The 18,633-nt window shown below is 34.9% G+C and carries 18 protein-coding genes; 7 read left to right on the top strand and 11 right to left on the bottom strand.

Features of this window, described 5'->3' with window-relative positions; all coding sequences use genetic code 11:
• Positions 1-56: 56 nt before the first annotated feature.
• From KO464_07715 to KO464_07735, 5 genes are all read right to left on the bottom strand, one after another.
• Positions 57-287, bottom strand: coding sequence for an RDD family protein (locus KO464_07715; protein ID MCC7573262.1), 231 nt, complete (start codon positions 285-287; stop codon positions 57-59).
• Between the two features lie 5 nt (positions 288-292).
• Positions 293-595, bottom strand: a complete 303-nt coding sequence (locus KO464_07720; protein MCC7573263.1) for a zinc-ribbon domain-containing protein — start codon at positions 593-595, stop codon at positions 293-295.
• A 91-nt stretch (positions 596-686) separates the two neighbouring features.
• Positions 687-1,526 (bottom strand): mechanosensitive ion channel family protein, encoded by an 840-nt coding sequence (locus KO464_07725; GenBank protein MCC7573264.1) that lies wholly within the window; start codon positions 1,524-1,526, stop codon positions 687-689.
• Entirely contained in the window at positions 1,523-2,287 is a 765-nt protein-coding gene (locus KO464_07730; protein MCC7573265.1) for a DUF432 domain-containing protein, read from the bottom strand. Before KO464_07730 ends, KO464_07725 begins: the two co-directional genes overlap by 4 nt.
• A 4-nt stretch (positions 2,288-2,291) precedes the next feature.
• Entirely contained in the window at positions 2,292-3,665 is a 1,374-nt protein-coding gene (locus KO464_07735; protein ID MCC7573266.1) for a dihydrolipoyl dehydrogenase, read from the bottom strand.
• Positions 3,666-3,821: 156 nt separating this feature from the next.
• Here KO464_07735 and KO464_07740 point away from each other — a divergent pair, with 156 nt between their 5' ends.
• From KO464_07740 to KO464_07770, 7 genes are all read left to right on the top strand, one after another.
• Positions 3,822-4,613, top strand: a complete 792-nt coding sequence (locus tag KO464_07740) for a proline dehydrogenase family protein (GenBank protein MCC7573267.1) — start codon at positions 3,822-3,824, stop codon at positions 4,611-4,613.
• Positions 4,614-4,668: 55 nt separating this feature from the next.
• The gene (locus KO464_07745) at positions 4,669-6,138 is read left to right on the top strand and encodes an aldehyde dehydrogenase family protein (GenBank protein MCC7573268.1); all 1,470 of its coding nucleotides are present in this window, start codon (positions 4,669-4,671) and stop codon (positions 6,136-6,138) included.
• Positions 6,139-6,150: 12 nt separating this feature from the next.
• Positions 6,151-7,443, top strand: a complete 1,293-nt coding sequence (locus KO464_07750; protein MCC7573269.1) for an aspartate aminotransferase family protein — start codon at positions 6,151-6,153, stop codon at positions 7,441-7,443.
• A 91-nt stretch (positions 7,444-7,534) separates the two neighbouring features.
• Entirely contained in the window at positions 7,535-8,284 is a 750-nt protein-coding gene (locus tag KO464_07755; GenBank protein ID MCC7573270.1) for an alpha/beta fold hydrolase, read from the top strand.
• A 118-nt stretch (positions 8,285-8,402) separates the two neighbouring features.
• Positions 8,403-8,684 (top strand): DUF427 domain-containing protein, encoded by a 282-nt coding sequence (locus KO464_07760; protein ID MCC7573271.1) that lies wholly within the window; start codon positions 8,403-8,405, stop codon positions 8,682-8,684.
• A 40-nt stretch (positions 8,685-8,724) separates the two neighbouring features.
• On the top strand, positions 8,725-10,077 hold the full coding sequence (locus tag KO464_07765) for an NAD(P)/FAD-dependent oxidoreductase (protein MCC7573272.1): 1,353 nt from the start codon (positions 8,725-8,727) through the stop codon (positions 10,075-10,077).
• Positions 10,078-10,088: 11 nt separating this feature from the next.
• Positions 10,089-10,580 carry a GNAT family N-acetyltransferase gene (locus tag KO464_07770; protein MCC7573273.1) on the top strand — a complete coding sequence of 164 codons (492 nt, stop codon included), beginning with the start codon at positions 10,089-10,091 and terminating at the stop codon, positions 10,578-10,580.
• 6 nt (positions 10,581-10,586) lie between these two features.
• Here KO464_07770 and KO464_07775 read toward each other — a convergent pair whose 3' ends face one another.
• From KO464_07775 to nifJ, 6 genes are all read right to left on the bottom strand, one after another.
• Positions 10,587-11,198 (bottom strand): ABC transporter permease, encoded by a 612-nt coding sequence (locus KO464_07775; protein MCC7573274.1) that lies wholly within the window; start codon positions 11,196-11,198, stop codon positions 10,587-10,589.
• Complete coding sequence (locus KO464_07780) at positions 11,195-11,758, bottom strand: ABC transporter permease subunit (protein MCC7573275.1); 564 nt, start codon at positions 11,756-11,758, stop codon at positions 11,195-11,197. The genes KO464_07775 and KO464_07780 overlap by 4 nt, the downstream gene beginning before the upstream one ends.
• 89 nt (positions 11,759-11,847) lie before the next feature.
• Positions 11,848-12,972, bottom strand: coding sequence for an ABC transporter ATP-binding protein (locus tag KO464_07785; protein ID MCC7573276.1), 1,125 nt, complete (start codon positions 12,970-12,972; stop codon positions 11,848-11,850).
• A gap of 20 nt (positions 12,973-12,992) precedes the next feature.
• Positions 12,993-13,886, bottom strand: coding sequence for a glycine/betaine ABC transporter substrate-binding protein (locus tag KO464_07790; protein MCC7573277.1), 894 nt, complete (start codon positions 13,884-13,886; stop codon positions 12,993-12,995).
• Between the two features lie 146 nt (positions 13,887-14,032).
• Positions 14,033-15,028, bottom strand: coding sequence for a dihydroorotate dehydrogenase-like protein (locus KO464_07795; GenBank protein MCC7573278.1), 996 nt, complete (start codon positions 15,026-15,028; stop codon positions 14,033-14,035).
• A complete protein-coding gene (gene nifJ / locus KO464_07800) occupies positions 15,025-18,594 on the bottom strand; it encodes a pyruvate:ferredoxin (flavodoxin) oxidoreductase (GenBank protein ID MCC7573279.1) in 3,570 nt (1,189 codons plus the stop codon). The genes KO464_07795 and nifJ overlap by 4 nt, the downstream gene beginning before the upstream one ends.
• Positions 18,595-18,633 lie beyond the last annotated feature (39 nt).

An 18,633-nucleotide genomic window follows, 5' to 3' on the forward strand; every position in this document is an offset into this window, starting at 1 on the left:
ATGTTAAAGTTTATCCTTTATAGCGCTGTCAAAAATTCTTGCTAAGAAGGCAAGAATTATGAGAAAAATTTGAAGTGTAGGAAAAAATATGGCGAAAAAAATACCCCCATTTCCACTGAACCACAATTATTCAACCATGCAATCTTTATTAACCATCTTATAACTCCGGGACCTGGACCTATTGGCATTGCTCCATTAGTTCCTATGACCTTAAGCTTCATCACTCTTTTACCAATTGTTGCTCCCTTCATACCATCTAAGTATACATAATATGCAAGAGATATCAATAAAGTTAAAATTGTTCCTGTGCCGCTAGATTAAAGCCGGTCTCATAGCCCATACCAGAGCCATATCCATAATTAGTTCCAAATGGTATGCTTATTATCCATCCAATGACTCCAAAGATTATAGTATCAACAATCCATGCGATCAATCTTGGCAAGAATCCTACATGTTCATGAGAAAGCCAATTTCCCGGTGCGTAGGTAGTTTGTGTGTTCTGAGTAGCAGGTGTAGCTTCTAGAACTGCTCCACAGTTTTCACAAAACTTTGCGCCCATTGGATTATCTTTTCCACATTTTCCACAAAAAACCATTTTATCACCATATTTATTACTATCTCTCCTTTTAAAAGATTTTCTAAGAGTTTTGAATATTTTTCAAGAAAATTAAAATAAATAGTTTAATTTAATTTTTATTTTTAGGTTTCTCATTTGCAAACCAAACTACTCTTTGTGGGAATGGAATTTGAATACCTTCTTTTTCAAGGCTTGTCTTTATCTTCCATAGAAGTTCTTTTTTTGTTGCATACCACTGCGTCACAGGTGCCCATGCTTTAACTACTATATCCACAGAACTCTCCCCCAAGGTATCAACATAAACATCGGGTTTAGGATTTTTTAAAACGAAAGGATGGTATTCAATCAAATCTGATATTATTTTAGTGGCCTTATCAGCGTCATCACTATACCGTATCCCTATAGTATATTCAATTCTTCTTGCGATATTGGCACTTACATTAATTATGTTAGTCGTGAATACCTTCTCATTTGGAATTCTTATGTACAAACCGTCATAGTTTCTCAATATAGTTGACATTAATCCAACGTCTTCGACAAAACCTTTTACGTTATCTATTTCGACCTGACTTCCTATTTTGATTGGTCTTTCAGCCATTATAAATAATCCTGAAATGAAATTTGCAACTATGCTCTGACTCGCAAAACCTAAAACGATACCTGTGACTCCCCCTGCCACCAAAAGTCCTGATGTGTCAATATTCAAAATTGGCAATACTAGAACTATTGCTAATACTATTATTCCATAATAGCTCCCTTTAAGTATAAGTCCCAGAATGTCTTTGTCAAACCTGTCTTTAAGGCGCTTTCTCAATCCCACAGAGACGGCCTTTGCAATTAGTATGGACAAAATAACCACAACAATAGCTAAAACATAAGGGAAGATTTTGTCAGTTTCAATATTTCCAATTGCCTTTGACAGTAAAGAAATTATCTCTCCAAGGTTCAAAATCCTTCCTCCATTAAGTATTTTTTGTTTGGTACTGGTATCTTTGTCCAAGTAAAAACTTCAAGAGATTTCTTCATACCTTTTTTTATCCCCGAGTCAATGAACTCAGTTTCAGCAGTTTTTTCAGTTAATATCTTCATATTAACTCGCGTAGATACGAGTTTTTCATTAAAGTAAATTTTCATAGCATGTGCATCAAAAATACCCATTCTAACTTCTACCCAGTTATCAGTTGTATTGAGGATCTTTAACCTCATGATCCCCTCAATAAAGGGATCTATATCATTTGGGATTGAAGTATAGACGGGGCTTTTGTAATACTTGCATATAACACCATTTCTTGGATCCCCATACAAAGTATATTTTTGCTTTGATAAACTAAAAACATCAAGCAGATCATAATTTTTACGGCCTGAAATAAAGACTCCTATATCTACTGGGAAAATAAGGTAGATATTATTAGTACCTTTCGGTTCTATGAAAACTGAATTCGCAAACTCTATTAAAAGATGGGGAGTTACTTCTTTTGGAGTTTTAAGGGGCTCTACAGGATTTATTATTATGCCACAATCTTTAGTTAATAATAATTTGTCTATAGATTCGTTAAAACAGGTTCTTTTGTAGCGAAGAGTGCTGCCCTCTTTTTCTATCGATAGGTGCACATTTTCTGTTAATATCCTAAGGGGATTTAAAGGTGATTTGTAATATCCATACATGGCTATTAGATATCCTATCTTTACCTTTATGAGTTTTACCCTCATAAAACTAATCTTTTATTTCCCTAAGATTTCCCAACGTTGAGGGGATTAACTCAGGCAATGCAGGATGTATATGGATGCCTTTGAAGATTGCCCTCATATCCATATTGTTAGCCATGGTATTTATTACTTCTTGGATTAATATTGAGGCATATGGGCCAATTATATGAAATCCTAAGATCTTATTTGTTTCTTGATCAACAATAGCCTTTGCAAAGGACTCATCTTCAAGCATAGCAATTCCTTTTGCAACACTATTATACTTTGCATATCCCACCAGTATTTTGTGATTCTTCTTTGCCTCACTTTCTTTCATTCCAACAGAAGCTATCTCAGGGTATGAAAAAACTGCGTGAGGTATGGCATTATAGTCCATTGGTATTTTCTTTTCATGGAGGCTGTTATGCCAGGCATATACCGCTTCCTTGTTTGCAGAATGCCTGAACATGTATTTACCTATAACATCTCCAAAGGCCCAAATGTTTTCCTTAGAAGTTTGTAAATACTCATCTACTTTTATATATCCTCTGGAATCTGTTTCAACGCCTGTATTTTCAACTTTTAATATATCTGAATTTGGAACCCTGCCCCCTGCAACTAAAATCTTTTCCGCTTTAACTTCAATAGTTTTTCCTGTTCTCCTGTCTTTTCCAACAACTTTAACTAAACTACCATCCTTTAGAACTTCAATAACTTCAGTGTTCGTGTATATCTTCATCCTCTTTGACATCTCTTTTAGCAAAAGCTCGGAAACTTCAGGCTCCTCATTTGCTACAAGCCTCATATTTCTTTGAATTATTGTTACCTCACTTCCCACCCCAGCTAGGAAATGGCCAAACTCACATGCAATGTAACCTCCACCTAAAATAACTACACTCTTTGGAAGATCATTTAATTCAAGAATGTTTTCATTTGTCAAGTAATCTATTTTGTCAAGATCCTTAATCTTCGGTATAGAGGGTCTTGCGCCGGCTGCAATGAATACCTTTTTCCCAATGATCCTTTCTCCATTTACTTCTACTGTGTAGTCATCTACAAAATATCCTGTACCATCATAGAAATCAAGATTTTTCGCATGATTTATTCCCTCTCTCATCTGATCTCTGTCTTCTGCAATAGTTTCCCTCATTCTTTCCATTATTTCTCTAAAACGAATTTTAGTTATACTGGCTTCCACACCAAGTTTTTTTGAGTTTTCTATCTCTGCTATCCTATCTGCAGGGAAAATAAGTAATTTTGAAGGTATGCACCCTAAATTTAAACATGTCCCACCAAGAGGGCCCTTATCTACAACTGCCACCTTAAATCCATTTTCAAGAGCGTCACTTGCCACCCCCATCCCGGCACCTGAGCCTATAACTAAAACATCGTATTTTTTCATATACTCGCCTCAATTGATTTTACAACATATCAAAAAATTAGTCTATATTTTATTACTAGATTTATAGGTATAATAAAGTTTCGTTGAATAGGATTATTTTAGAATTTTTGCATAATTAAGAAATCTTTATTAAATCTTAATTTTAATGTAATACCAATGGAAAATAAATTTTCTTTAAATTATGCTAAAAAATGGATTGCAGGAGAAGAACTTAGAGATGCTTTTTCCGTTATATCGAGAGAAAATGAAAATGGTATATTTGGAATGATTAACTATTTGGATGAACATCTAAAATCATATGAATTTATAGAAAATAATTACTTTGAATACCAAAAAATAATAACAAAAATCAATAATAGTGGACAAGACATAAACATATCTATAAAACCAAGTCAATTAGGATTGGAAGTATCAAAAGAACTTTTTTTAGAAAATATGTTAAATTTAAGAAAAAAGGCTGATAGCACAATGATATGGATTGATATGGAGAAAAGTTCAATGATTGAAGATACAATTTGGGTTTATGGGCACTTGGATACTAAAAATACAGGCATAGCATTACAAGCCAATGTGGATAGATCTCTTAAAGATATTGAAGATTTGTTATCAATTGGAAGTAAGATAAGAATTGTCAAAGGAAGTTACGCAGGCAAAGATATTATATCAAACAAGATCATTATTTCAGAAAATTACAGAAAAATGATGCATTATCTCCTTGAGAATTCTTCTTTCTTTGCATTGGCAACTCATGATGAAGTTCTAATTAATGAGTGCATAGAATTAAATAAAAATTTTAAAATTGACATTGAATATCAGTTTTTGTACGGTGTAAAATTTGAATTGAAACGTAAACTTGCAGAAGGATTTAATGTTAGAGATTATATACCATATGGAAAAAAATGGGCCCCTTATATTTTAAGACGAATGAAAGAAATAAAGAATAAATAATTATTTTTTAATTAGTTAATTTTATATTTTCTAAAAATCAATACTAAGAGATGTTATGAAATATGGCAATTTTATTAATGGAGAGTGGAAATTATCTCCAAATGATTCGACTTTCAAAAGCATAAATCCTGCAGACCCAGAAGAGATTATAGGCGAATTTGCATTAGGTAATAAGCAGGATGTCATCGAGGCATACGAAGCTGCCGAAAAAGCTTTTGAAATTTGGAGTAAAACACCTGCCCCTAAGAGAGGGGAAATACTTCTCAAAGCTGCACAATTGATGAAGGAAAAAAAAGAGGAACTTTCACTTCTAGAAAGTAGAGAGATGGGAAAAGTTTTAGTTGAAGCTAGAGGTGATGTTCAAGAAGCTATTGATATAACTGAATACATGGCAGGGGAAGGAAGAAGACTATTTGGATTTACTACCCCAAGTGAGTTAAAAAACAAATTTGCAATGACTATCAGAAAACCTGTGGGGGTCGTAGGACTTATTACTCCTTGGAATTTTCCCATTGCAATACCTGCATGGAAAATCATGGCGGCCTTAATTTGTGGGAATACAATAGTGTTTAAACCATCAAGTGATACTCCCTTGTGTGCTATTGAACTAGTGAAGATATTGTCTGAAGCAGGGATTCCTCCGGGAGTAGTAAATCTTGTAACTGGCTCAGGTAAGGACGTTGGTGAAACAATAACAACACATCCTGGTATAAGGGCAATATCTTTCACAGGAAGCAGAAATACTGGTGAGCATATTTTAAAAATTGGAGGTATCAAGAAGATTGGATTAGAGCTAGGAGGAAAAAATGTCATTATAGTAATGGAAGATGCGGATATCAAACTTGCGGTAGACGGCATAATATGGGGGGCATTTGGAACTACAGGACAAAGATGCACGGCATGTTCTAGATTATTGGTCCAAGATACCATTCAGAAGAAACTCGAATCTAAGCTGATTGAAAAAGCAAGATCATTAATAATAGGCCCAGGATATGAAATTGGCACTGAAATGGGACCTCTAATTAACAATAACGCTTTAGAAAAATCAATTAGATATACTTCTATAGGCCAAGATGAAGGAGCAAAAATCATCTATGGAGGAACTAAACTTGAAAGCAAAGGATTTTTCTTCCAACCAACAATATTTAATGAAGTGTCAATCGACATGAGAATAGCACAGGAAGAAATATTTGGCCCCATCCTATCAGTTATATCTTTTGAAAAGTTAAATCAAGCAATCGATTATGCCAACTCTGTTGATTATGGGCTAAGTTCTTCAATTTATACAAACGACATAAATATTGCTTTTAAAGCTATAGAAGAAATAGAAGCAGGCATAACTTACGTAAACTCAAGTACAATCGGCTCAGAAGTGCACTTGCCTTTCGGCGGTGTAAAGAAAACAGGAAATGGAACACGAGAAGGTGGAATTGAGGGGATAAATGAGTTTTCCGAAACTAAGACCGTATATATAGACTATTCAGGAAAACTTCAGAAAGCTCAAATTGATCTAGATAATCAATAATAAAGTGGTAAGATGAAACCTTTAGTAAATAAATTACCAGGTATAAAATCACAGAAGATTTTAGAGAAATTAAATGATATAAACTTGGGGAATTCAAAGCCTTATCCCTTTGTTCATAGTGGAAAAGGAAACGGTGTATATTTTGAAGATATTGATGGGAATATATTCCTTGATTTTTCATCCCAAATAGCTTCAAATCCTTTAGGGTATAATCACGAAAATCTTCTAAATGTATTAAAAAAATATTCTGACAAACATCCCGTAAAGTATGCTGGACAGGATTTTATTATAAAAGAACATTTAGACCTGATTGAAGAATTATTATCCATTGTCCCAAAAGGAATGAATTCAGCATTTTTAATTAATTCTGGAGCAGAAGCGGTTGAAAACTCTATAAAAATTGCTTTAAGGTCACAAAAAAAAGCCAAATTTGGCATCTCGTTTAAAAGTGCTTTTCATGGGAGAACATTAGGTGCTTTGTCATGCACCAATTCTTCAAATGTACAAAAGAAGAACTATCTTTCAATACCAATGAAAAGACTCCCTTTTGGGGAAGAGGCAATAGCCGAACTTGAAAGATTGATTGCCCAAGAATTAACACCAGAAGAAATAGGATTTGTCATAATTGAACCTATCCAAGGCGAGGGAGGGTATAATGTAGCTCCAGATACTTTGATGAGATACTTAAGAAAATTTACAAAAGAAAATACTATCCCACTTATCTTTGATGAAGTTCAATCCGGCATAGGTAGAACTGGAAAATGGTTTGCATCAGAGCACTATGATATAACTCCCGACATAATGTCATCTGCCAAAGCTTTACAAGTTGGGGCGACTATTTCAAACAGTGAATATAAGCCTGAATTCGGATCCATATCATCTACATGGGGCGGCGGACATTTGTTGGACATAGCTATTGGGATTGAGATTATACGTACCATCAAAGAAGAAAATCTTCTAAAAAACATAGAAAGTAATGGAAACTATCTTTTTAAAAGACTCGTAGAACTTCAGAAAGAGGACATAGTCAAAAATGTTAGGGGAAAAGGCTTGATGTTAGCCTTTGATCTTGAGAGTAATAAAAAAAGAAATGATTTTATAATGGAAGCATTGGGAAATGGACTTGTACTCCTTGGGTGCGCCCAGGTAGGTATTAGACTTATACCCCCTTATATAATATCTAAAGAGGAAATTGATAAAGCTATTGAGCTAATAGAGGCTTCTTGCAAGAAAGTATCTGAAAAAGGATTCAAACACGAAGGAGAAATTGTTGAATACTTGTCATGTCCAAATTGCCACACTTAATCCCATAGAACAAAATAATAGAATTTCCATTTCACAAAAGAAAATATCCCATCTTAGATAATTTTAAATATTATTAAATCCATAAATATTCATGGCCACACAAAAAATTTCTTTCACAAATTCTAGAGGTTTAAAAATTGAAGGTATACTAGATGGAGAAGGAGAAAAAGGGATTATCCTATCTACTCATTTTACTGGATTTAAAGAAGTAAAACATTATTTTAATCTTGCCAAAGCGCTATCCGATAATGGAATTTGTGCATTAAGATTTGATTTCAGCGACTGCATCGGAGAATCTGAAGGAACTTGTGAGGATATGACAGTATCCAATCAAACAAAAGATATCTTTTCTGCAATCGATTTTCTTGAACAAAAAGGAGTCAAAAAGATAGGTGTGATGGGGCATTCTCTTGGAGGATTAACAGCAATAAACGCAGCAGCGAATGACCCAAGAATAAAAGTTTTAGTTTCTGCAGCAGCGCCTGCAAAACTTGATTGGGACATTCTATTTAAGGGAAAAGAAGAGGAATGGAAAAAACAGGGTTATATACAATTTCCCTCTTGGAAAAGAGGACAGATTAAGATAAATTATGGATTCTATTTAGATCTTAAGAATCTTGATGCAACACAATTAGTAAAACGAATAAATGCCCCTCTACTTGTAATTCATCCGGAAAAAGATGAGTTGGTAACCATAATTAATTCAAGAGGAATATATGAAAATGCTAACGAACCAAAAGATTTTGTAATAGTTAAAGACTCCGACCACATGTTTCTAAAACAAGAACATGAAGCAGAACTTATCAGGCTTTCAGTAGAGTGGTTTAAAAAATGGCTTTGATAATCTATAATCATAAATTTTATATTCTTTAAAATTAAAAATATGTTGTAATGGCATATCTTTACACAACAGATATTTTCAGATATCGCCTAAACAATTTTTAATCTGAGGTGAAATAATGGTAAAAGCAAGTTGGAATGGAAAAGTTTTGGCTGAGAGTAATAAAACGATAGAAGTTGAAGGGAATCAATACTTTCCTCCAGATTCAATTAAAAAAGAATATTTTAAAGAGAGCGATTATCACACAACATGTCCATGGAAAGGATTCGCATATTATTATGACATTGTAGTAGATGGAAAAGTGAACAAGGATGCAGCTTGGTACTACCCGCAGCCTAAAGAAGCAGCAAAGCAGATTACGGGGTATGTTGCCTTCTGGAAAGGCGTTGAAGTAAAATAATTTAATTTTAAATTATTAAAGGGTGTTTAAAGGAGATTAAATGAATTTTGATTTCGATGTGGTAATTATAGGAACTGGTATTGCAGGTTCAACTGTAGCATTCGATTGTGCATCAAAAAAACTGAAAGTATTAATTGCTGACAATAGGCCATTTGGCGGTACCTGTGCATTGAGAGGTTGTGACCCAAAAAAAGTATTAATAGGCGTAGCTGAAGTTATAGAAAGAATAGAAAATCTAAGGGGCAAAGGTTTAGAAGGAGAGGTACGAATTAAATGGGAAGACCTAATAAAATTTAAGAAATCATTTACAGATACTTATCCAGATAAACTAGAAAAAAGTCTTCACAAGAATAGTATCGATAGCATGCATGGCACAGTAAAATTTATAGACAAAAATACTGTCGAGGTAAACGATGAAAAGATTACGGCTAAATACATAGTAGTCGCAACAGGCTCTAAACCTTTGAATTTGGGCATTGAAGGCGAACAACATATTTTAACAAGCGATGATTTTCTTGATCTAGAAATAATCCCCAAAAATATAGTTTTTATTGGAGGCGGATACATATCCTTTGAGCTCGCCCATATAGCTTCAAGAGCAGGGGCCAATGTTAGAATTATCCACAGGGGAAGAACAGCATTAAAGAACTTTGATCAGGATATTGTAAGTATAATGATAAAATCTTCTAAAGAATCAGGAATTAACATTGATTTAGAGACAGAACCAATAAAGATTTCTAAACTAGATAATAAATACGAAATTATATGTTTGGATAAAAAAAGCATGAAGGAAATAAAACTTGATGCAGATTTAATATTTCATGGGGCGGGAAGGATTCCTAACATTTCTGAGTTAAAACTTGAGGCAGGATTTGTAGATTATACCTCCCATGGTATAACTGTCAACGAATATATGCAGAGTGTTTCAAATCCTTCAGTTTATGCGGCCGGGGATGTGGCCGATTGGGGCATACCCTTGACTCCGGTTGCAGCAATTACGGCCGGAATAGTTTCAAATAACATTATTCAGAATAATATTGAAAAAATAAATGATTCTCCAATAGCTAGTACAGTATTCACAATTCCTTCCCTGTCTTCAGTAGGTTTGTCTGAGAAAGATGCAAAAATAAAGGGAATTGATTACGCCTCGAAGCTTGTTGAAACTTCAACATGGTATAATTCCAAAAGAATAGGGCAGAAATATTCTGCATATAAGATACTCATCGATAAAAAAAAGAATAGTTTAATAGGGGCCACAATCTATGGATACAATTCTGAAGAAGTAATCAATTTATTTCTTTTGGCAATTGAAACGGGGATAAATGTAGATAATTTCTTGAGATTAATGTGGTCTTATCCCTCATATACTTATGATATGAAATATATGATATGATTGAGGTCAAAATGGAAAAAATAAATATTGAAGGGTATAGCCCTGGAGTAATTGGGGGTATAACAAAGCTACATGCAGATTACTACTCTAAAAATTGGGGATTTGGATTATACTTTGAATCAAAAGTTGCAACTGAATTGTCTGAGTTCTTGAATAGATTTGATAAGAATAGGGATGGCATATGGGTAGTAAAAATTAATGGCCAAATTGTTGGCTCAATTATCCTAGACGGAGCCAAATCAAAAGAAGAAGGTGCAAGACTCAGGTGGTTCATACTGGATACAAATTACCAAGGAAAAGGCATAGGCAATATATTGATGGAAAAAGCAATTGATTTTTGCAAGGAAAAAGATTATAGTAGGATATATCTTTGGACCTTTGCAGGATTAGATGCTGCAAAACATCTTTACGAAAAATTTGGATTCAAATTGTGCAATGAGCATGAAGATACTCAGTGGGGTAAAAAAGTAAGTGAGCAGATGTTTGAACTAATTTTAGAATAACTATATTTATTCTAAATTTGTAGGCCTTATCCTATTTTCAATCCATGAAAATGAAATGTCAATGAATATGGCTATCCCTATTGCGGGCAAAGATCCAGCCAATAAATTTTTCATGTTTAGACTTGCTAGACCTAAAAATACTAAAGTTCCAAGTCCACCACTCCCTATAATAGCTGTTATTATAGCAACACTATTTGCTAGTATTGCTGCGAATTTAATTCCAGCAAACATTGAAGGATATGCATTTGGAAAACGTATTTTTTTAATAATTTGCCATTTAGTAAGACCAATACCCTCAGCTGCATCAATAAGGGATTTATCAATATCTGATAATCCTATATTTGTATTTTTTACAATTGGGAGAAGAGACCTTAGCATTATAGCTATAATAGCTGGAGTGAATCCTATTCCTAATAGTGGAACTACGATAGCAACAACTGCAAAACTTGGTACAGCCTGAACAAGATTGGCTAAAGCATTTATGAAAGATGATAATTTTTTATTATAAATCGAAACAATTGCAAGCGGTATACCAATTATAATACTAATTGCAAGCGAAGCATAAGTTAGCGTTAGGTGTTGGATTGTTGCTGCTATTATTGTTGAGATATCTGTCATCTGCCATACCTCGCTTTCAGGGCCTTTTCGATTATTGCGGCCCCCAAATCTAAAATAACTGCAAGTAATCCGATCCAAAGACCAACTATTAAAATTATGTTTACATCATAAAGGTTTATTCCAGTCTGAAGAGGTGCACCTAAGCCTCCTGCCGCAATAAGGCCTCCTAGGGTAACAACAGCCATTGTGAAAACTATGGCAATTCTAACCCCCCCTGCAATAAGGGGGAGGGCCATAGGAAATCTTACTTTAATCATTATTTCTCTTTCAGAGAGTCCTATTGCATTTGAGATTTCGATTAAATTCTTGTTTACTCCTGTAAGCCCTGTATAAGTATTTCTTGCTACAGGGAGAATAGAGTATATTATGGAGGCTACTATTGTTGGAGCCATACCTATCCCAAATAAAGGAAGTAGTATTATAAGCAATGCAAGAGTGGGGATTGTTTCACTGGCATTTAAAATGTTTAATACGGGATTTGCAGATTTAGGTTTAGAATAAATAATAATCCCTACTAGTAATCCTATTGCTAAAGAGAAGATCAAGGCAATAGAAAACATGTAGAGGTGCTCTATAGTTCTTGAAAAAAGATATTGCGATTGCCATACTTTAATTAGTGTTTCAATCAAATAATCAAACCTTTAAACATCTATACAAGTTTTAGCAATACTTCATTTGGTAGTAATATTCCTACTATATTTTCATTCTCAGTAACTATTGCATGAAAACAATTATTTTTTTTCAAAGTTAATAAGGCGTTTGTTGCACCATCATTTGCTGATAGGATAACTATCTTTTTTGTAATTTCTCCTATTTTCAGATTTCTATCTTTTAGATTAATTAAATCACTAAAATAAACAACTCCAAATGGTCTGCCTTTATCTAAGACTAATGCAAGTTCAACATTCCTCTTTTTCATTTCTTCAATTGTTTTATTGGAATTTAGAGCTGAATCAAATAGATATTTTTTATCAATGGGGTCCATTATATCCTTCACTCTAAGATTGTCAACATGTTTGAACTTTTTATCCGAGTCAACTATTTCAGAAACAAAATCATTTGCAGGATTTAATATGAGTTCATCTGGTTCGCCAATTTGAATTAGTTTAGAGTCTTTCATTATGGCCACTCTGTCACCTAATTTAAACGCCTCGTTAATGTCATGAGTTACAAAAACTATTGTCCTCCCAAGCTCCATTTTGATCTTCAAAAATTCTTCTTGTAGCTGTCTTCTTAAAATTGGGTCTAGTGCGCCAAAGGGCTCATCCATCAGAAGGAGGGGGGGATTCATCATTATCGCTCTTGCAAGGCCAATTCTCTGTTGTTGCCCCCCACTTAGTTCCTTTGGGTATCGTTTTATGAAAAGCTCTGGTGAGAGTCCAAATAGATTTAAAATATCTTCTGCTCTTTTTTTAATATCTTCGTTATTCCAACCTTCAAGTTGTGGGATTATCCCTATATTCTCTAATACGTTCATGTGTGGAAAAAGACCAATTTCTTGAATTACATATCCAATGTTTCTTCTTAGTTTTACTGGATCCAAATCTTTGATATCTTCGTTGTTTATTCTGATGCTTCCCTTATCGGGCTCAATCAATTTGTTGATGAGGCGGAGAGTAGTAGTCTTCCCGCTACCACTTGGGCCAACTAAGGCTATTAGCTTTCCTCCCTCTATCGTAAGATTAAGATCCTTTACTGCAAAGAAGTCGCCATAGCTTTTTGTTACATTTTCTATTACTACGTTGTCTATTCTGCCAAATAGCCTTTGGGTCATCTAAACACTTGTTTTCCAATTCATCCTTTAATTATCCCTTTTTGAACTAAGAACTCTTTTGCTATTGCCTTTGCGTCCTGTTTTTCAACATCAAACTTGTAGTTTAAGGCCCTCATTGTATCTGTATCTATCAGATTATCCAGAACACTCAAAGCTTGGATAACTTTTGCATCTTGATTTAGTTTCTCGCTTATAAGAAGAATTGCATTGTATGGGGGGAGAGCTGACTTATTATCTTGGAGTATCTTTAGGTTGTAGAGGTCAACTCTAGTATCTGTGGTGTAAGGTGGAATCGCATCGACTTCATTGTTTTTGATAGCCTCATACATAAGCGTTGGAGACATTGGTCTTACTTCTTTGAACTGGATGCCATAAATCAATTTTAATCGTGGGAGGCCGTCTTCTCGCTCATGGAATACAAGGTCGCTTCCAAATCTCATATTTGTCGCATATGGCATTAGGTCTTCAATTGTTTCGATATTGTTTTTAATTGCAAAATCTTCCTTAATTGCTATAGCATAGTCATCTCTAAATCCTATCATGTTAAGAACAACTATTTTTTCTTTTTCTAATCCTTCTTTGACCTTATCATAAACAACTTCTGGATCCCAGACTTCTAAAGCCGGATATTTTAGAAGTTGTGCGTAAGCTGTGCCTGTATACTCAACGTATACGTCGATCTGTCCTTTCTTTATACCTTCAAAAAGAGTGGCATCATTCATCCCAGATCTAACTTCAGTTTTATATCCCTTATCCTGAAGTATCAAAGATACCATTTCAGCTAGAATATACTGCTCATTAAAGGTTTTTGCACCTACTACAATAGTTTTTTGTTCTGTACCTTGGCCTATACAGCCAGACATCGCAACGATAAGTGTCAAGATCACAAAAAAACTTATTAAATTCTTGCTCATCATATCCCTCCTATAAAAAATTATCTGAATTAATATTTAATTATTACCTTATATAAATATTATGTTTTTATAAATGAAAAAAATTGCAAATATGTTTTCTTTCTTAAATATAAGTTAAAAAAATTTTAGTTAGAACTAAAGTTTTGCTATTTTCTATATGATCCTAAAATCTTCATGTAGTTTGCCCTTTCATAAGCAGAAGGTTCCAATATATTTTTTTGTGACATTAACCCTTGTATCGATTTTATTGATTCGTATTCATGTTTAGAAAGCCAATCTGTTACTTCAGATAAGGTCTTTTCAATATGGTCGATACCATTTTTAATTAAAGCAGAAGTCATCATTGAGACTTTAGCCCCAGCCATAATTGATTTAACCACATCAGGACCGGTGTGCACCCCACCTGTAATTGCGATATCGGGCTTTATCTTTCCATACATAATTGCAGCCCATCTAAGTCTTAATCTTAATTCATCGCTACTGCTCAAAACAAGATTTTTTGTTATTTCAAGATTCTCTATATCAATATCTGGCTGATAGAATCTATTGAATATAACAAAAGCATCAGCACCCCCCTCTTCCAGCTTTTTTAATAAATTTGGAGTTGAAGTGAAATAAGGACTAAGTTTCACCGCTAAGGGGATTCTAATTTTTTGTTTTACACTTTTCACAAGATTAACGTAGTTTTCCTCAATCTTTTCAGATCTTATTGAAGGGTCAGTAGGAATATAGTAAATATTCAGTTCAAGCGCATCAGCACCGGCCTCTTCAAGTTTTTGTGAATATTTTATCCAGCCCCCATCTGAAACGCCATTTAAGCTTCCTATAATTGGGATTTCAGAATCTGACTTGACTTCCCTTAAAAGCTCTACATATTCATCAGGTGCAAACTTGAAATCCTTTATCTCTGGAAAATATGTTAGGGCCTCTGCATAGCTTTCTGTTCCTTGCAGTAAAAATTTATTCAATTCTTCTTGTTGAATTTCAAGTTGCTCTTCAAATAAAGAGTGCAAAACAACTGCAGCGACTCCCGATTTTTCAGCTTTTTTGATATTTTTTTGATCTTCCCATAAGTATGAAGATGAAGCTACTATGGGATTCTTTAGTTTCAATCCCATATAGTTCGTTGAAAGATCTATCATTTTTCCTCCTCTTTCGATATTGGCATTTCTGACCAATATTTATAGAAGTTCCATTTCTTAATGATTTCTTTCTGAGACTCTTCAAGAAGTTTCTTTGCCACTTCAGGTTTGCTTCTAAGTAGTATCTTAAACCTAGTTTCGTTGTAGATGTATTTATCAAGAGTTAACATGGGTTTACCTGAATCCAACTGAAGTGGATTTTTACCTTTGCTCTCTAGATTTGGATTGTATCTCATAAGTGGCCAGTATCCGGATTGAACGGCGAGTTTCTGTTGCTCTGGACCATTGATAAGGTCGTATCCCTGATTGATACAGTGTGCATAAGCTATAATTATTGAAGTTCCTTCATATGCCTCTGCTTCAAGGAATGCTTTGACTGTTTGAGCATTATTTGCACCGAAGGCGATCCTTGCGACGTATACGTTTCCATAACTCATTGCCATCATAGCAAGGTCCTTCTTTGGCGTTGGTTTTCCACCCATTGCAAACTTTGCAACTGCCCCAAGAGGTGTTGCTTTTGACATCTGTCCGCCTGTATTAGAATATACTTCAGTATCAAGAACAAGGATATTGACGTTCTTTCCTAATGCAAAGACATGGTCAAGACCGCCGTACCCGATATCATAAGCCCAGCCGTCCCCACCTAATATCCATACACTCTTTTTGACTAATGAATCGGCTAAACTAATTAGATCTTTTGCTTCAGATTTTTGTATTGACTTTAGCTTAGCTTTCAATAATTTTACCATTTCTCTCTGCTTGTTTATGCCTACTTCGGTATCCTGGTTCGTGTTTTTGAGTTCAAATACTAGGTCCTTTCCTAAATCATCTTTAAGTTTTTCAACTAGCTCCATTGCATATTCTCTCTGCTTATCGAGTGCTAATCTCATACCAAGTCCAAACTCTGCAGTATCTTCAAAAAGAGAGTTTGACCATGTTGGGCCTCGGCCGTCCTTATTCTTTGTGTAAGGGGTTGTAGGGAGATTTCCCCCATAAATCGAAGAACATCCTGTGGCATTAGCAATTACTGCCCTATCTCCAAATAGTTGGGTCATAAGCTTTACATAAGGGGTCTGACCACAACCTGAGCAAGCGCCAGAAAACTCGAACAAAGGCTCTAGAAGCTGTATATCCTTTACAGTTGTGACATTTAGCTTCTCTCTATCAATATAAGGTAGTGAGTCAAAGAAATTCCAGTTTTCTTTTTCTCTATCGAGTATTGGATCTTTAAACTCCATGTTTATTGCTTTTAGTTTTGGATCTTTTTTATTCTTCGATGGGCATGTTTCATAACAGAGTTTGCATCCTGTACAGTCTTCTGGGGAAGCCTGGACAGTGTATACATTATCTTTAAATTGTGAGAACTTTGCCTCAGCATGTTTGAATGAAGCAGGCGCATTCTTTAATACGTCTTTTGGGTAGACTTTAGCTCTAATAACTGCATGTGGGCAGACAAAAGCACATTTACCGCACTGTATACAGATTTCAGGGTCCCAGACAGGAATATCAAGTGAAATGTTCCTCTTCTCCCATTTAGTTGTACCGGTTGGATAGGTACCATCTTCAGGGAATGCACTTACAGGTAGATCGTCACCCTTTCCGATAATCATCTTCGATATTGCAGTCTTTACAAATTCCGGTGCTTCTTCTGGCATTGATGATTTTAAATCAAAATTACTTGTCACCTTTCCAGTAACCTTTACTTCATATAGATTGTCAATTGCTTTATCAATTGCTTCATAGTTCATCTTTAATATCTTCTCTCCCTTTCTACCATAGGTTTTCTCAGTGAACTTTTTAATTGATTTGATTGCGTCTTCTTTTGGAATTACATTGCTTAATGCAAAGAAACATGTCTGCATAATTGTATTTATCCTAACTCCAAGACCAATCTCCTTTGCAATATCATACGCATCAATAGTATAGAATCTAATGTTCTTATCTATTATCTCCTGCTGGACGTTTCTAGGTAGCTGATCCCATACCTGTTCTGGCGGGTAAGGGCTATTTAAAAGAAAGATTGAATTCTTTTCTGCAACACTAAGCATGTCATATTTATCTAAAAATGAGCATTGATGGCAAGCTACAAAGTTTGCCTTATCAATTAAGTAAGGAGATCTTATTGGGTCTGGACCAAATCTCAAGTGCGAAATCGTAAGTGATCCAGCCTTTTTTGAATCATAATAGAAGAATCCTTGTGCATAATTGTCAGTTTCTTCTCCAATTATTTTTATTGAGCTCTTATTCGCACTGACTGTACCATCAGCGCCTAAGCCGAAGAATACCGCCCTAGTTCTGTTTTCTGGCTCAACGAAAAAGTTTGGATCGTATTCTAGACTATTATGGGTTACGTCATCGTTGATTCCAACAGTAAATCTGTTCTTTGGCTCTGTCTTTTTTAATTCATCGAATACAGCTTTTGCCATTGAAGGCTTAAACTCCTTTGAAGATAATCCGTATATTCCTCCAATTATTTTTGGCATCTTCTCCATTTTTAATATGCTATTTGAAAATGCAGAAGATATAGCGGTTGTGACATCTAAGTAAAGGGGCTCACCTAAGGCGCCTGGCTCTTTAGTTCTATCAAGAACTGCAATACTTTTTACAGTTAGAGGAATTTCTGAAATAAAATGCTTTAAAGAAAATGGCCTAAATAGTCTTACTTTTAATATCCCTACCTTCTCTCCCTTTTTATTGAGATAATTAACAGTTTCTTCTACAGTATCACCACCGCTTCCCATAATGATAATAATCCTTTCAGCATCAGGAGCACCTTCATATTGGAAGATTTTGTACTGCCTACCAACAATTTTCGCAAATTTATCCATAGCTTCTTGGACTAAATCAGGACAGGCATCATAACATGGATTTATTCTTTCCCTTGCTTGGAAATATGTATCGGGATTATGTGAAGTTCCCCTTATTATGGGATTATCTGGAGATAAAGCTCTTGCACGATGAGCCTTGACTAGATCTTCATCTATCATTTCTTTCAAATCTTCAAGGGTCAACTTTTCAACTTTTGATGTTTCTGCAGATGTCCTAAATCCATCAAAGAAGTGTAAAAAAGGAACTCTAGATTTTAAAGTTGCAGCTTGAGCAATAATTGAGAGATCCATTACCTCTTGAACAGAGTTTGATGCAAGAAGAGCAAATCCCGTAGAACGTACTGACATCACATCACTGTGGTCACAAAAGATTGATAGGGCGTGGGTTGCAAGAGATCTAGCACTTACGTGGAAAACGGTAGAAGTCAGTTCTCCCGCTATTTTATACATATTGGGAATCATTAAAAGAAGCCCTTGAGATGCTGTGAAAGTGGTAGTGAGTGCGCCTCTCTGCAATGAGCCATGAATGGCTCCTGAGGCTCCACCCTCACTTTGCATCTCAGTTACATGAGGAATAGTACCCCATATATTGGGTTCACCTTCAGATGCCCACTGGTCAGATAACTCTCCCATGGTAGAGGAAGGAGTTATTGGATATATTGATATAACTTCATTAACATGATAAGCTGTATATGCGGCAGCTTCATTTCCGTCAATAGTAACCATTGGCCTTTTCATAAAATCTCACCATTAACGTATTTGTCTATATAGGGTCAT

The sequence above is a fragment of the Methanofastidiosum sp. genome (assembly GCA_020854815.1).
Taxonomy (GTDB): domain Archaea; phylum Methanobacteriota_B; class Thermococci; order Methanofastidiosales; family Methanofastidiosaceae; genus Methanofastidiosum.